Source organism: Pantoea sp. Cy-639 (assembly GCF_011752525.1).
In the GTDB taxonomy this organism is placed as follows: Bacteria; Pseudomonadota; Gammaproteobacteria; order Pseudomonadales; family Pseudomonadaceae; genus Aquipseudomonas.
Window position 1 is genome coordinate 1 of sequence record NZ_VWXI01000039.1, and the last position, 2,282, is coordinate 2,282.

At 65.4% G+C, this 2,282-nt stretch carries 1 protein-coding gene; it reads left to right on the plus strand.

The features are described from left to right. Window positions 1-2,282: DUF6531 domain-containing protein (locus tag F3J43_RS23605; RefSeq protein ID WP_166892986.1), on the plus strand; the 2,282-nt coding region annotated here is incomplete at both ends.

Sequence of the window (2,282 nt, forward strand, 5' to 3'; positions counted from 1 at the left end):
GCTCGGGCCACTGATCCGCACCCTCGAGGACCTGGCCAAGGTCGTGCCCCAGCGCCTGCAGGCCCTGGGCAGCGCGGGTATGGAAAACAGCATCGCCTGGCTGCTGACCCGCCTGCTCGAGACCGTGTTGGCCAACCCGCGCCGCCCGGGTATGGCCGTCGCCATCCGCCCCGGCGTTACTCATCAGGCCCGGCATGTCCACGCCGAAGGCCCGACCGAGGTGGTCAGCCGCCAGGTACGTCCGCGCAAGGCGCCCAAGCCGCAGAAGAACGGCCCGTGCGCCTGCACTGGGTTCAGCATCGGCCATGCGCTCGGCGACGAGACGCTGGCCCACCAGGATTTCGCGCTGTCCGGGCCATTCCCGGTCAACTGGACGCGGGTCTACAACTCGCGGCTGGCCAAACTGGATGACGGCAGCCTCGGCGCCCGCTGGATCACCGAGTTCACCACCTGCATCGACGTGGTCGGCCAGGGCGTGGTGCTCCACGACAGCGACGGTCGCAGCCACGACTACCCGCTGCCCAAGGTCGGCAAGCCGCACTACGACTCGATCGAGTACCTCAGCCTGGTGCGTACCGCCGAGCAGCAGCTGGTGTTGCTGCGTGGCCTGGACCGCCGCGAAACCTATGCCCGCCAGGGCGACCGCTTCTACCTGACGCACATCCAACTGCGCAGCGGCGCCGGGGCAATGCTGCACTACGAGCACCTGTTCAACGGCCACCCGGTGCTGTCGGACATCAACACCTATTCCGACAACGATCCCGAGAAGGTCCACCTGCAACTGGGCACCCTGCTCGACGACCATGGGCATATCCAGGGCCTGTGGCAGGTGGTCAATGGCACGCCGCTGCGGCAGCTGTGCGGTTACCACTACGACAGCCACGGCGACCTGATCGCCGCCCAGGACGAGCACGGCGCCGCCTGGCGTTATGCCTACCAGCATCACCTGATCACCCGCTACACCGACCGTACCGGGCGTGGCATCAACCTGCGCTGGGACGGTAGCGGCCCGCACGCCAAAGCCATCCACGAATGGGCCGACGACGGCAGCTTCGAGACCCGACTGGCCTGGGACCCGAACATCCGCCTGACCTATGTCACCGACGCCCACGGCCAGGAAACCTGGCACTACTACGACGCCCTGGGCTACACCTACCGCCTGATCCACCCCGACGGCCGCGAGGAATGGCTGTTCCGCGATGAACGCCAGAACGTCATCCGCCACGTTCACCCCGATGGCAGCCAGGACCGCTACACCTACGATGAGCGCAGCAACCTGCTGCAGCACATCCGCGCCGACCACAGCACGGTGCATTACGCCTACGACGATCACGACCAGCCGATCAAGTTGCGGGATGCCGAGGGTGGTTTGTGGCTACGCGACTATGACGAGCGCGGCAACCTGGTCGAGAGCGTCGATCCGCTCGGGAACAAGACCGAGTTCGCCTACACCCCGGCCGGGCTGGTCAAGGCGATCAAGGACGCACTCGGTAACGAGAAGAAGATGGCCTACAACGAGGCCGGGCAACTGCTCGAATACACCGACTGCTCGGGCAAGACCAGCAGTTGGATCTATGACCCAGCGGGACAGTTGGTCGAGTTCGCCGACGCGGTGGGTAACAAGACCGCCTACGAGTACCAGACCGGCCAGCTGGCCAAGGTCACCCACCCGGACAAGACCGAGGAGCGTTTCAACTACGACGCCGAAGGGCGTCTGCTGGCGCATGTCGATGCGCTTGATCGCTGCACCACCTGGTCCTATACCACCGCAGGCATGCTCGCCGAACGCGTCGACGCCAACGAGCACACCCTGCGTTATCGCTGGGACAAGCTTGGCCGCTTGATCGGGCTGGAAAATGAGAACACCAGCAAGGCCACCTTCCTCTACGATCCGGTGGGCCGACTGCTGCAAGAGACCGGTTTCGATGGCCTGGTCACCCGCTACCAGTACGACCCGTACAGCGGTCGATTGGCGAGCACCCAGGTTGGCCAACGCCGGATCGACCTGACCTTCGACCCGATGGGCCGCTTGAGTGAACGCACCGCCCGGCTTGGCGATCAGCGCCAGACCGAAAGCTTCGCCTACGATGGCAATGGCCAACTGATCCAGGCCGTCAACGCCGCCAGCAAGCTGCAATGGTTCTTTGATGACGCCGGCAACCTGACCCGCGAGCACCAGCATTACCTGGCCACCGGCACGCCGATGGTCGCGGTATGGCAGCACGAGTACGACGCGCTCAACCAGCGCACCGCCACCATCCGCCCGGACGGCCACAAGGTCA